This is a genomic window from Arthrobacter sp. ISL-30 (genome assembly GCF_018613855.1).
In the GTDB taxonomy this organism is placed as follows: domain Bacteria; phylum Actinomycetota; class Actinomycetes; order Actinomycetales; family Micrococcaceae; genus Arthrobacter.
The window spans coordinates 12,259-24,811 of sequence record NZ_JAGGPK010000014.1 but is presented as its reverse complement, the minus strand read 5'-3'; the positions used below and the strand labels follow the sequence as shown (position 1 = coordinate 24,811).

12 protein-coding genes are annotated in these 12,553 nt (G+C 62.2%); 9 read left to right on the top strand and 3 right to left on the bottom strand.

Annotated features, from left to right (window positions below; all coding sequences use genetic code 11):
* Together J7E82_RS06185 and J7E82_RS06180 are read left to right on the top strand one after the other, a co-directional pair.
* Window positions 1-522, top strand: coding sequence for a hypothetical protein (locus J7E82_RS06185; protein ID WP_214861597.1), 522 nt, complete (start codon window positions 1-3; stop codon window positions 520-522).
* A complete protein-coding gene (locus tag J7E82_RS06180) occupies window positions 519-1,847 on the top strand; it encodes a hypothetical protein (protein WP_251041529.1) in 1,329 nt (442 codons plus the stop codon). The genes J7E82_RS06185 and J7E82_RS06180 overlap by 4 nt, the downstream gene beginning before the upstream one ends.
* A gap of 670 nt (window positions 1,848-2,517) precedes the next feature.
* On the opposite strand, the gene J7E82_RS06175 is transcribed toward J7E82_RS06180, so the two are convergent.
* Complete coding sequence (locus tag J7E82_RS06175; protein WP_214861595.1) at window positions 2,518-3,099, bottom strand: recombinase family protein; 582 nt, start codon at window positions 3,097-3,099, stop codon at window positions 2,518-2,520.
* Between the two features lie 383 nt (window positions 3,100-3,482).
* On the opposite strand from J7E82_RS06175, the gene J7E82_RS06170 reads away from it, so the two are divergent.
* Window positions 3,483-4,028, top strand: coding sequence for a chlorite dismutase family protein (locus tag J7E82_RS06170; protein WP_214861593.1), 546 nt, complete (start codon window positions 3,483-3,485; stop codon window positions 4,026-4,028).
* A 1,193-nt stretch (window positions 4,029-5,221) separates the two neighbouring features.
* On the opposite strand, the gene J7E82_RS21295 is transcribed toward J7E82_RS06170, so the two are convergent.
* On the bottom strand, window positions 5,222-5,383 hold the full coding sequence (locus J7E82_RS21295; RefSeq protein ID WP_374223596.1) for a helix-turn-helix domain-containing protein: 162 nt from the start codon (window positions 5,381-5,383) through the stop codon (window positions 5,222-5,224).
* Between the two features lie 550 nt (window positions 5,384-5,933).
* Here J7E82_RS21295 and J7E82_RS06160 point away from each other — a divergent pair.
* A complete protein-coding gene (locus tag J7E82_RS06160; RefSeq protein ID WP_214861588.1) occupies window positions 5,934-7,124 on the top strand; it encodes an acyl-CoA dehydrogenase family protein in 1,191 nt (396 codons plus the stop codon).
* A gap of 147 nt (window positions 7,125-7,271) precedes the next feature.
* Here the strand turns inward: J7E82_RS06160 and J7E82_RS06155 are convergent, their stop codons facing one another.
* Window positions 7,272-7,838, bottom strand: coding sequence for a M23 family metallopeptidase (locus J7E82_RS06155; RefSeq protein ID WP_214861586.1), 567 nt, complete (start codon window positions 7,836-7,838; stop codon window positions 7,272-7,274).
* Window positions 7,839-8,252: 414 nt separating this feature from the next.
* Between J7E82_RS06155 and rpsB the strand changes: the two genes are divergently transcribed.
* The 5 genes from rpsB (at window position 8,253) to J7E82_RS06130 (ending at window position 12,545) form a co-directional block, all read left to right on the top strand.
* On the top strand, window positions 8,253-9,113 hold the full coding sequence (rpsB, locus tag J7E82_RS06150; protein ID WP_214861584.1) for a 30S ribosomal protein S2: 861 nt from the start codon (window positions 8,253-8,255) through the stop codon (window positions 9,111-9,113).
* 123 nt (window positions 9,114-9,236) lie between these two features.
* Window positions 9,237-10,073 carry a translation elongation factor Ts gene (gene tsf / locus J7E82_RS06145; RefSeq protein WP_214861582.1) on the top strand — a complete coding sequence of 279 codons (837 nt, stop codon included), beginning with the start codon at window positions 9,237-9,239 and terminating at the stop codon, window positions 10,071-10,073.
* 138 nt (window positions 10,074-10,211) lie between these two features.
* Complete coding sequence (pyrH, locus tag J7E82_RS06140) at window positions 10,212-10,949, top strand: UMP kinase (RefSeq protein ID WP_214861580.1); 738 nt, start codon at window positions 10,212-10,214, stop codon at window positions 10,947-10,949.
* Between the two features lie 100 nt (window positions 10,950-11,049).
* On the top strand, window positions 11,050-11,607 hold the full coding sequence (frr, locus tag J7E82_RS06135; RefSeq protein ID WP_214861571.1) for a ribosome recycling factor: 558 nt from the start codon (window positions 11,050-11,052) through the stop codon (window positions 11,605-11,607).
* The gene (locus J7E82_RS06130; RefSeq protein WP_214861569.1) at window positions 11,607-12,545 is read left to right on the top strand and encodes a phosphatidate cytidylyltransferase; all 939 of its coding nucleotides are present in this window, start codon (window positions 11,607-11,609) and stop codon (window positions 12,543-12,545) included. Before frr ends, J7E82_RS06130 begins: the two co-directional genes overlap by 1 nt.
* Window positions 12,546-12,553 lie beyond the last annotated feature (8 nt).

Below are 12,553 nucleotides of genomic sequence, written 5' to 3'. Positions count from 1 at the left end.
ATGAGCAAACGAGCCCGCATCCGCGGCACGCGTACCCCCGTCGCAGGGCTGCTGGCACGCACGGCCGCAGCCACTGCCGCCCTTTGTATCCTGGGCGGAGTCGGCACCGCTTACGCCTACTGGTCGAGCACCGGTGCAGGCAGCGGATCCGCCGCCAACACCTCCATGCAGACCGTCACGGTGGACGCTTTCATTGCAGGGGACGCGCCGCAGACCACGCTGGTCCCGGGCGGCAGCGCCGAGGTCGTCCTCCGCGCCACCAATCCCAACCCGTACGCGGTCACCGTCTACTCCATCGGTGCCAACGGTACAGTCACCGCGGACGCCTCCCACCCGGCCTGTTCGCCCAGCGGAGTGACGTTCAGGCCACCCGCGGCCCCACTGACGCCTGCCGTGACAATTCAGGCAAATTCGTCAGTGCTGCTGTCCCTTCCTAATGCGGCCAGTATGTCCCCGACATCGCCGTCCGTTTGCCAGGGTGCCCAGTTCCAGGTTCCCGTGACGCTGGAGGTGCGGAAATGAGCCGGCATCGCAAGACCACGCCACGCCGTGAGGTTCTCCGGGCCGCGTCCTTTAGTCGTTGGTCCTTTAGCCGTGCGTCCTTCGACGCCGCGTCCTTCAGTGCGTGGAACCGCGCGCTGGTGGTCGTCGTCGGCGTGGCTCTGGTCTCCTGGGCCGGCCCGGCGGCCAGTGCTTTCTGGAGCACCATGAGCAGCGGCAACTACGCAGCTGCCAAGGCGGACACCGTGGCCGGCGGCGCCACGCCCACCACAGCCGTCTCGGGGGGCAGCGTCACCGTCAGCTGGGCCGCAACTACGACGTCCGCGGGCCGTCCGGTGACCGGGTACAGCATTGCCCGCTCAACCGCCGCCGTGGGTGGAACCAAGGTCCAGGCCGCCGGAAGCTGCGCCGGTACCGTCAGCGGGGTCACCTGCACGGACACCAACGTTCCCACCGGCACCTGGTACTACTCCGTCACTCCGTCGCTGTCCCTATGGCAGGGCACCGAGGGCAGTCGAAGCGCAGCCACCGCCGTGGATACGACTCCACCCGTGGCCCCCGTGGTCACAGCACCGGCTTATGTGAACTCCAATAATGTGACCAGCGTTCCTGTCAGCGGCACAGCCGAAGCAGGATCTTCCGTGGCACTGACCGTGACCGACACCGGAGCCGCACACACCCTGACGCAGACTGTCACGGCAAACGGAAGCGGCAACTGGACGGCTTCGCCCCTGAACCTGTCGGCCTTCGCAGCCGGAACCATCACGTACTCGGCCAGGGCCACTGACGGCTTCGGCAATACAGGACCCGCCGGCACAGCAACCTCAACCAAGGACGTCTCGGTGCCCACGGTTAGCGGAGTCACGCTGAACAACGGGCCCGGAAGCAATAAGGCCGGCAAGATCGAGCCCGCGGACTTCGTCACGCTGACGTTCTCTGAAGCCTTGAGTGCCAACACCATCTGCAGCGCCTGGACGGACAACGCGACAACCCAGACGCAGAACGGCGACAACCAGGTCACGGTGGCCATCAGCTCCACCAACGTCCTGACTGTTACCAGCACGGGCTGCCCGGTCCTGAGGATCGGCAACGTGGCCCTCGGCAACAATTACTACTCATCCGGAACGCTCACCTACAAGGGAACCGGTCCCAACGCATCGGTCCTCCAGTGGAACCCAACGGCCAAGACGCTCACCGTTACCCTCGGCGCATTGGCCACAGGCAGCCCATCATCGGGGACTATGCAGACCGCGGCAGCCAGCTTCACGCCAGTATCGGGTCTGACGGACATCGCCGGAAACGGCCTCTCCACTACCGCAACACAAGGAACTGCTTCCCGATTCTGACCGCGGCGAGACAAGTCGGATAATGGCAGCTATGGGTGACGTCTATCGGGATATAGAACGGCATGAGCTTGGTTGGCGTCCTGTGCGCAGGCCCCATAAGAATATGCGTCCCGGAGTGTACCGAATCGCCATCTATCTACGAAGCCAGCCCGGCCGCAAGTTCCTATGGGCTGGTACAGCAGGCAACGACGAATTAGCTGACCGCCAAGCGTTGAAATCCGTAGGCGCAACCATGAATCAGGTCGAAGCTATGACGGGGAGTCTAGTGAAAGCAAGGTAAACGGCCCCGGTGCTTCGAAGCCTGGCGGGGATCTCATCGACTGAACGCTAGGGCATATTGCTAAGCCAATGGCCAACCAGTGAAGTGTGGCGGCATGTCCGTTATGGCCAGGTTTCTTTTAGCAGGGACGACGCCAGTTGCAGGCTCGGGGCAGGGAACGGCAGGCACAGGAACCAGGGCGTGGGATTGCTTCTACTGCGCAGGGGGATTTCCGTCCGGGGTGCTTCACGCGTTCACCCAAGACCCACCAGCCATTTGTCAGTTTCAGAAGTCGACTGCACTGGATCCCGCGGAAGTACGGGGCGAGTGCAGAGGACTGTTGACCTCGGGTTGTCAGAAGTCCCATGCACCGTCATGCATTTGTTCAATAGTCGTCTGCACAAAAAGCGACTACGGGACTGCAGCTGCTGAGGTGTCCTTTGCTGGGACCCAGCGGTACAGGGTGGGCACCGAGATCCCGAGGCTGGTGGCAACCTCCTTCGGCGGTGTTCCCTGGCTGAGGAGCTTCCGGGCTGAGCGGATCTTGGCCTCGGTCACGACGCGTTTGCGTCCCCCTACTCTGCCCTGTTCGCGGGCTGCCCGGAGGCCGGCTTGGGTGCGCTCGACCATGAGTTCGCGTTCCATCTGCGCCAGGGATGCCATCACGTTAAAGAAGAAGCGTCCGGAGGCGGTGGTGGTGTCTATCGAGTCGGTGGGGCTGACAAAGCCTATGCCGCGCTCGTTTAGGCCTCCGGCGAAATCCAGGAGGTCCTTCAAGCTGCGGCCAAGACGGTCCAGCTTCCAGACAATGAGAGTGTCTCCCTCACGGAGTGCTTCCAGTGCCTTGGCGAGACCGGGGCGCCGGGCTTTGGTGCCGCTCATTGTGTCTTCAAAGATTCGATCGCATCCTGCAGCCCGCAGCGCATCGCGCTGGAGGTCAAGGTTCTGGTCGCGCGTGGACACTCTGGCGTAGCCGATACGGTGTGCGGCCATATGGGTTTCTCTTCTCAAAACTCGATTCGGGCTCCTCGCTCGACTGTACAGTTTCGAGAACTATTTATGAGGACCACGGGCCTTGGGGGCGGCTTTTCGTCACAACGGCGGATTCCGGCAGAATGACGCCCCTGTGCGGCCGCTCGCCGCAATCACCGCCATTCTCGAATCAACCTGTTCTTGAAATCCTTCGTTTGTAAGAACACACACCGCCGCCTGTGGACGACGCGAGGCTGAACGTTAGCGGAGTGGACCAGGGGTGAATCGGACACGCTTCCGGGTTGCTTGATCATTCGCGGAAAATAAGCGTTTCTAAGAGGGCGTGCACCACCGTTCGCCGCAGCTGTTTGGGTGTCGGCGGCCGCTTGCCCCTACTATGAGGCATGCCAATTCTCCCGGTTGTGTTCGCAGGAGGCCACGAGGGCGCCTGGCGCGTGAGTGGTATCTCCGCAGTGCAGGGGGCGCCTCTTCCGACGGTCGAGCGTGTCGCAGTCCTCGAGGGCGAGCGGGCCGCTCCTGAAGCAGCTACCTGGGCGCTGCGCGGCGTGGTCAGTCACGAGAGGTACGTCACGAAGCGGGAGCACGACGAACTGGTGTCCCGTTCGCCGCGCCTCGGGCGGCGCGAGGCGACCCGCGCTGCCCTCATCCCGATCAAGAAATCGCAGGCGTGGTGGGCACTTTCACAAGACGAGCGGCGGGCGATCGTCGAGGAACACTCCCGCCACATCGCCATCGGCTTGAAGTACCTGCCAGCCGTGGCACGCCGGCTCCACCACAGCCGGGACCTCGGTGAGCCGTTCGATTTCCTGACGTGGTTCGAGTTCGCCCCTGCAGAGGAAGCGGGGTTCGACGAACTGGTCGCCATGCTCCGAGCGACCGAGGAATGGACTTTCGTCGAGCGCGAGATCGACATCCGCCTCGAGCAGTAGCTACCACGGCCGGTGGGACCAGCGTGATCGGCGCACCGCACCCTTTCGGGCTGATGGCCTTGGCGGTGTCCGCGTTCGTGGCCCTGACCGCCTTCGCCGTCCCTAGCTTTCCCCGTAGTGACCGGCGCCGCCAAGTAGCGGGACTATCCCGAAGCCGGGCCACAACCCAGCTGAAGTTGTGCACTCGACTTCGGATACTCAGTGCAGACGACTTCTGACATTCCGTGCAGACGACTCCTGAAAATGACAACTTCTCCGCAAGTACCGAAACCGTGGCCGCAGAATCATACAAGAATCAACCAAGAAATCCCTAGAACACGCGGTAAAACCCTTTTATTCAGTTGAATAAACGCAGAGGCCAGGGCGGCATTTGATCCGACTTCGTAACCCGTTGCGCGATCTCCTGACCAGTTCAGGCCCACCCTCAGCGCATCACGCTCAAAGCCCGGCAACCACTTGGATCGCCCCTCGGTAGAGGGATCACGACTTTCTCAAATCCGGCGTATGCGTCAACCGAAGAGATGATGTTCTGCGCGCGCGAGCCCAAAGACCAGAACTGGCAGGCTACGAACACCTCCGCTCCCAAACGGGGCCGGAATGCCCCAGCATCACGTATTGTCCAAACCTGCCCCTCGCGGAAAATTTCCTCGAAGAAAGCAGATGCGTGCGCGCCAGTGATGCTCATAACAGCACTCAGACTCCTTAGAAGCTCCAGCCAGTCGATGGGAATCCTAGCGAATCTGTCAGAGCCATCCCGGTCTTGCCCGCATCCCGTTAAAGGCCGTCGCGTCCGTCCTTGGTGCACCGTCAAGGGCGGGCCGCAGGCCCATCACGCAGTGACGCGAGTGCGCCCTTGACAGTGCGCCGGGGACGGCGAATATATGAGGCCGGGATGCGATGTCCCCCTAGCGAGGCTGCGTTCACCCGGCGCTACCATCGGAGGTGTGGACCGCGAGGGTGCCGTTTCTGATGGTGGTCCTCTTGCCAAGGCGTGTAGGTGCGGGTTCGTGGGCGCCGGATCGACCTTCAACGGCCGAAGTCCGTGTTACTGCCAACGCTTTGGCCGTGCGGACCGGTTTTCAGGCAGCACTTCGGTTGCAGGATCTTGAATTGCCCGGGGATTTCGGGCCCCGTCGGCGCACCCCTGTGGCTCACTGACGGTTTCAATTCCCGCATCTGGAGAGCGGTGTCCTCTAGGTTTCCAGGCGTGAGGATAACCATGAATTGAACTCGCTCCGGCTGATCCGTAGATGTCGGCCGATTCGGTAAGCACGGGGGCCGACGTGCTTCGCCCGCCATTGGTAGAACGTCTGTTCAGGAATCTGCAATTGCGCGCAGATGTCCTTCGGGGTCAGCCATTGTTCGTCGGCAGCTTCCGCCGTGCTGCTGGCTTCTGGCCTGTTGTCATCAGTGTCTCCGTTGTCTCCGAGCTTGATCGCCGGCGGTAGCGCCAGCTGTATAGCTGTTCATGGAACCTGAAGAGGCTGGCGGCATGACGGTGGCCATACGAAGGCTCAACAGCAGAAATTAGGTGACGCAAAAGGTAGCTGGAAGTCCTTCGATACGGCCCTCGGATGGCGAATTCGCCCACCGTTTACCCACCGGAAACAACGGCGCGTAATGAAAAATGATGAGCACGCGCGGCGCGATTTGGGCCATTCTGCCGCGGAATGTAGGCATTTTTGGCATCCACCGGCAACTGATGAAAAACGCCAAATCATAGGTCCTCGGTTCAAGTCCGAGTAGCCCTACCCCTTGGAGCCGTGGCAGGCGTTGCAGCCTGCCACGGCTCTTTTTTGTGCCCTCGCTAGCTGCCTGGCTGGTTCCAGGGGAGGATCCGCCAACGTTGCGCACCGTCAAAATCTGCGGTAAGTTACCCGTCAGTAACTTACGCAAAGGAGCACTATGTCCAAGGCTGGGATCGACCTCGACAACCTTCCCTATGCAGACGGCGACTTCTACGGCTTCGAGCAGCTTCTCACTGCCAAGGAGCGTGACCGCCTCGCCGAAATCCGTTCCTTCCTGGAGCGTGAAGTCCGGCCTATAGCCGTCGATTGCTGGAACCGCGGCGAATTCCCTATGGAGCTGATCCCCAAGCTGGCCGAGATCGACCTGGTGAGCCCGGTCCGGCGCCAGGGATACTCCAATGTGTTCGCCGGGCTCGTCCATGCAGAAGTGACCCGGGCGGATACCTCGATCTCCACATTCATGGGCGTTCATGACGGACTGTTCACTGGATCGATCGAGGCCTTGGCATCCGAGGAGCAGAAGGAGGCCTGGCTTCCGGAGATCTACTCCTTGAGGAAAATCGGGGCGTTCGGCCTCACCGAACCCTTGGGCGGCTCCGACGTAGCAGGCGGAACCCGCACAACCGCCCGAAAGGAGGGCGGTAACTGGACCATCAATGGAGCGAAGCGCTGGATCGGCAACGCCACCTTCTCCGACTGGCTGGTGATCTACGCCAGGGACGTGGCGGACAACCAGGTCAAGGGCTTCCTCGTGGACACCTCTCTTCCGGGCTACTCGGCTACGAAGATCGAAAACAAGATCTCGCTTCGCACCGTCCAGAACGCCGACATCACCTTGGACAATGTTGTAGTGCCGGACTTCTTCAAGCTGGCCGGAGCCAACAGCTTCCGTGATACAAACAAGGTCCTGAAGGTCACCCGCCTAGGCGTCGCCTGGCAGGCGGTGGGCCAGCAGCTTGCCGCCTTCGATGTTGCCCGGCGCTACGCAGTGGAGCGTACACAGTTCGGCCGCCCGTTGGCCTCCTTCCAGCTTGTCCAGGAGCAGCTCGTGCAGATCCTCGGCAATGCCGTCAGCTCGATGGGGATGATGGTCCGCCTGTCCCAGTTGGAGGATGCCGGCGCGGCCAAGGACGAACAGTCGGCCCTCGCCAAGGCATTCACCACTGCCCGGATGCGTGAAAGCGTCTCACTCGGCCGCAGCATCCTGGGTGGCAACGGCATAGTCACGGACTATGAAATGGCCAAGATCTTCGCCGATGCCGAGGCCGTCTACTCGTACGAGGGAACGTATGAAGTCAATGCGCTTGTGACGGGGCGGGCTATCACGGGCATTTCCGCCATCGTCTGACAGGAAACCCAGCCTGGCAGGAAACCCAGCCTGGCAGGAAACCCGGCCTGACAGGAAACCCGGCCTGACAGGATCAAACCTAGACAGGCAGGACCAAATCCACACACAGGCACGACCAAATCGACAGAGGCCTTCGGTCCCTTCCGGCTACCCAAGTGGCAGGAGGATCGAAGGCCTCAGGTCTGTCACGAATGCGAGCGGATTCAGGTACTCCTCGCCCCGGCGCACGCCCCAATGCAGGCAGGGCCTGGTATCGCAATGACCAGCTTCCAGGAGGCCGAGGATTTCCCCCTTCCTGACCGGGGAGCCCAAGGCAAGATGGCTGCGTACGGGTTCGAAGCTGCTCCTCAACCCATTCCCGTGGTCCACGGTGATCACCGGACGATCCACCACCATGCCGACGAAGCTGACGGTGCCCGCTTCCGGAGACAGTACGCGGGCATTGCTTGAATCGGCGGCAAGGTCTACGCCACGATGGCCGCTCAGCCAGGGCTTGGCCGGCGGATCGAAGAATCTGGCGACCCGCGGCCGGGGTGAGAGCGGCCACGTCCAGCCTGCTTCTGCAGAGGGTGGATCGGCCGCAAAATTGGCCGCAGGGATGGAACCGAACGCCGGGGCGGGAGCGGCTGCGCGCGCGGGGAGGGTCGGGAGCGTCGGGGCAAGGGCCGGAGTTATGACCAGCGCAGCGGCGGCAATGACATGGAAAATCCTCATGGCTTAACCCTCTCGGGCGCCCCTTATCCCGGGAATCCGTGGGAGTGTGTATGTGGAAAACCGGCTGCTGCCAGGGACTGGCCAGCGGTCTGGGGGCTGGGCCGCTTGTAGTACACTTGGTGGAGCAGTTTGCTGTGCCCTCAGGCTGGTTTAGAAGCAACATCTCATTCAGATTTGCGGGGGCCCCAAGCTGACTACGCGTATCCAGACCTCCAACCGTCAAAGCCACCTGGCTTCAGGCTGCGGAGGATTGTGCCTCTTTCGGTCCGGCCGGATCTCCTGCCGGAGGAGAAGCGCAAGGGATGCCAGGAGTATGGCCCGTCTTGGGCCACGCTAAACAACCGTCAACTATTGGCAGGGTAAGAGCAGCCGTCAAGGCTCTCTCATGAATGACCTGCCGGAAGGAGCGTCGGCATGCCCGTCGTAACTATGCGCCAGCTGCTTGACAGCGGCGTCCACTTTGGACACCAGACCCGTCGTTGGAACCCGAAGATGAAGCGCTTCATCTTCACGGAGCGCAACGGCATCTACATCATCGACCTCCAGCAGTCGCTGTCCTACATCGACCGCGCCTACGAGTTCGTCAAGGCCACTGTCGCCCACGGCGGCACCGTCCTGTTCGTCGGCACGAAGAAGCAGGCACAGGAAGCCATTGCCGAGCAGGCAACCCGCGTGGGCCAGCCTTACGTGAACCAGCGTTGGCTCGGCGGTATGCTGACCAACTTCTCCACCGTTGCCAAGCGCATCCAGCGCATGAAGGAACTCGAAGAGATCAACTTCGAGGACGTCGCCGGCTCCGGTTACACCAAGAAGGAACTCCTGCTCCTCAAGCGTGAACTCACCAAGCTCGAGGCCAACCTCGGCGGTATCCGCAACCTCACCAAGGCACCTTCCGTGCTGTGGGTTGTCGACACCAAGAAGGAGCACCTCGCCGTTGACGAGGCCAAGAAGCTGAACATCCCGGTTGTCGCCATCCTGGACACCAACTGCGATCCCGACGAGGTCGACTTCCCGATCCCGGGCAACGATGACGCTATTCGCTCCGTCAACCTGCTCACCCGTGTTGTTGCCGACGCCGTCGCCGAGGGCCTCATCGCCCGCAACCAGCGCGCAACCGGTACCGAGACCACTGAAGAGCCGCTTGCTGAGTGGGAGCGCGAACTCCTCGAAGGCAACAAGGCCGCAGAAGCTCCGGAAGCCCCTGCTGCCGAAGCCCCTGCTGCCGAGGCCACTGAAGCCGACGCCGCTGCCGGCGAAGCCGAAGCTGCCAAGTAAATCTGGACCTTCCCCGATGCTGTTCCATGGCATAGGGAGCAACTGACAGGATGGCCGCCCACATGAGTGGGTTGCCGTCCTGTCAGCACGTAAACACAAATATTCCTAGACAGAGGGGTTCACATGGCGAACTACACTGCTGCTGACATCAAGGCCCTGCGCGAGCGCACCGGCGCCGGCATGATGGACGTTAAGAAGGCTCTTGACGAGGCCAACGGCGACGCCGAGAAGGCTATCGAGATCATCCGTATCAAGGGCCTGAAGGGCGCGACCAAGCGCGAAGGCCGTTCCACCGCTGAGGGCCTGGTTACCGCCAAGGTCCAGGACGGCGTCGGCGTAATGATCGAGGTCAACTGCGAGACCGACTTCGTCGCCAAGGCTGACAAGTTCATCCAGCTGGCTGACAAGGTCCTCGCCGTGGCTGTTGAGTCCGGCGCTGCCGACCTCGAGACACTTCTTGCCACCGAGGTCGACGGCAAGCCGCTGTCCGACGTCGTCATCGAAGAGGGCGCGGTGCTCGGCGAGAAGGTTGTTGTCCGCCGCATCGCGCGCATCGAGGGCACCACCGTTGACGCTTACCTGCACAAGACCTCCAAGGACCTCCCGGCCCAGGTCGGCGTCCTGTTCGCGGTAGACGGTGAAGGCGAGGCTGCCACTACGGCTGCCCACGACGTCGCAGTCCATGTTGCAGCAATGGCCCCGAACTACCTGACCCGCGAGGACGTCCCTGCCGAACTCGTTGAGTCCGAGCGCCGTATCGCCGAGGAAACCGCCAAGGCAGAAGGCAAGCCCGAGGCTGCCCTCCCCAAGATCGTCGAAGGCCGCGTGACGGGCTTCTACAAGGGTGAGGTCCTGCTCGACCAGGCTTTCGCGAAGGATTCCAAGAAGACCGTGGCACAGGTTCTCGAAGAGGCCGGTGTCAAGGCAACTGCAGTAGCTCGTTTCCGGGTCGGAAACTAGTAAAGCGTGAAAGGGGGTGGTCACTACGGTGACCACCCCTTTTGCATGCGGCGATCCGCACGCATCCTGCCGGAAGCAATGTCCGGCCGTGCCCTCGGCACGATAATCTAGCTCAGAGTCCACAAACGGGAAGGCACCATGGAAACCGTCAATACTTCAATCCAACCCGAGAAGAGCAGGCGTCGTGTCCTCCTAAAGCTGTCCGGCGAGGTTATCGGCGGGGGCAAGCTGGGCGTGGACCCGGAAACCGTCCGGGCGATCGCCAAGCAGATCGCTGCGGCCGTGCCTCAGGTCGAGATAGCAATCGTGGTCGGCGGCGGCAACTTTTTCCGTGGTGCCGAACTATCGCAGAGCGGCATGGACCGCTCTCGCGCCGATTACATGGGCATGCTCGGCACGGTCATGAACTGCCTCGCCTTGCAGGACTTCCTGGAACAGGCAGGGGTGGAAACCCGCGTCCAGAGCGCCATCACCATGGGCCAGGTGGCTGAGGCCTACATCCCGCGCAGGGCCATCCGCCACATGGAAAAAGACCGCGTAGTCATCTTCGGCGCCGGCGCAGGACTCCCGTACTTCTCAACGGATACGGTGGCAGCCCAGCGGGCGCTGGAAGTCCATGCAGATGTTGTGCTGATGGCCAAGAGTGGAGTGGACGGCGTCTACACTGCGGACCCCAAGAAGGATCCGGCTGCCGAAAAGCTTGAAGTGCTCAGCTATGACGAGGCACTGCGGCGTGACATCCGCGTCATGGACCAGACCGCCATGACTATGTGCAAGGACAACGATCTCTCCATGGTGGTGTTTGGCATGGAAGGCGAAGGTAACGTCACGCGCGCGATCCTCGGCGAACGGCTGGGCACGCTGGTCACCCCCTAGCAGCGGCTAGGATGATTTGAGGACCTATTCCGCCCCAGCGGCGGATTTTTACTGTGCAACGCCCCGGGCTGCCGGAGGCGACTGATTCTGAGGAGAAACCGTGATCGAAGAGACCTTGCTCGAAGCCGGGGAGAAGATGGACAAGGCCGTCGAGGTAGCCAAGGAGGACTTCGCCTCAATCCGTACGGGCCGGGCGAACCCCGGGCTCTACAGCAAGGTGATCGTGGAGTACTACGGCACGCCGACGCCGCTGCAGCAGCTGGCCTCCTTCGCAGTGCCGGATGCCCGCACCATCCTGATCACTCCCTATGACAAGACCGCCCTTCGCGACATCGAGAAGGCACTGAGTGACTCCGAGGTCGGCGCCAACCCGTCCAACGACGGCAACGTCATCCGCGTGACCATTCCTGAACTTACCCAGGAACGCCGCAAGGAGTATGTCAAGATCGTCAAGGGCAAGGGTGAGGACGCCAAGGTTTCCATCCGCAGCATCCGCCGTAAGGCCAAGGACGCCCTGGACAAATTCGTCAAGGACGGGGAAGCCGGCGAAGATGAGGGCGCCCGGGCTGAGAAGGAACTGGATGCCCTCACCAAGCAGCATGTCGAGAGCATCGACGAGCTCCTCAAGCGCAAGGAAGCCGAGCTGCTCGAGGTCTGATGGACCAGGCAGAGGCGGCGCCCGGCCAACCTTCGCCGCGGCAGCGGGCGCGGTTCAGGTACAAGGTCAGGGGAAGCAACCCGACGCCCAAGGCCGGCCGGAATCTTCCGGCGGCCATCGGCGTCGGCCTTGCAATGCTGTTCGCAGTGCTTGGCGGGCTAATGTTCCTGCCCCTTGGGTTCGTCCTGGTGACCACGGGCTTTGTCGTCATGGGGGTCTGGGAAATCTTCCGCGCGCTTGAAGCGCGAGGCACTACCCTGCCCATCATTCCCGTGATGACGGGCACCATTGCCTTGCCGTTGGCCGCCTACTTCGGCGGCGTCGAGAGCCTGCTGTTTACGATGCTGCTGAGCTCGGCTGCAGTAATGCTGTGGCGGTCGATCGAAAGCGCCGCGGGTGCGCCACGCAGTATTTTTGCGGGTGTCTTCACGTTGGCCTGGGTGCCGTTCCTGATCAGCTTTGCCATTCTTCCCTTGCACGCTACGGCAGGACAAACGCCGATAGGCCTCTGGCCCGGGGGTGTCGCGCCGGAAGGGGCATGGCAGATCGCCACCATGCTGCTGCTGGTAGTTTCCAACGACACCTTCGGTTATCTTGTGGGTTCGATCTTCGGCAAGCATCCCATGGCGCCCAAGATCAGCCCCAAGAAGTCCTGGGAAGGGTTCGCCGGATCAGTCGGCGGAGCCATGCTCATTGGCATCCTTGCCTGCATCCTCTTCCTTGATAAGCCCTGGTGGGCGGGCGTAGTGCTGGCCGTCGGCATGGTGGCGGCAGCCACGGCAGGGGACCTCGCCGAATCCATGATCAAGCGCGAACTCGGCGTTAAGGACATGAGCAGCGTCCTTCCCGGACATGGCGGTGTGATGGACAGGCTCGACTCCATCGTTTTCGCCTCACCGGTGGCCTTCGTCCTGTTTGCGCTGCTGGCCGGTGCCTGAGATTTCCG